1 protein-coding gene is annotated in these 425 nt (G+C 32.9%); it reads left to right on the forward strand.

Annotation, left to right across the window (positions count from 1 at the left end; genetic code table 11):
- Positions 1-425, forward strand: a 425-nt coding sequence (locus RU86_RS11850) for an ATP-binding protein (protein WP_179296295.1), incomplete at both ends; no start/stop codon positions are given.

Here is a 425-nt window from a genome sequence, read left to right on the forward strand (position 1 = left end):
CAAAATGAAGCAATCAGTATGTCAAAACGTATTTCAATTATTGAAGTAACTGGTCTTGAATTACCGACAAGTGAAACAAGTATTACTGAAAATCAAAGACAGTCTCTAGTCGCTCTTTATGCCCTAGGTCAATTCTGTTATAAATTTGGTTCTGAAAGCAAGAAAGAATCAATTACTTTCATTGATGAAGCATGGTTCTTTAATATTACTGATGTGGGTAGAGAAATTATTATGAAAATCAGACGAACTGGTCGGTCGTTTAATAATTTCTTGGTATTCGTTTCTCAATCTCACAAAGATTCTAATTCAGAATTAGATGATACTGGTTTTGGTACATTGTTTAGTTTTAACTCTCCGACTGAGACAGATTTAATCTTAGATACTCATGGTATTGTGAAATCAGAAGAAACACGTAAATGGGTGTC

This window comes from Pseudolactococcus piscium (genome assembly GCF_002441695.1).
GTDB lineage: Bacteria > Bacillota > Bacilli > Lactobacillales > Streptococcaceae > Pseudolactococcus > Pseudolactococcus piscium.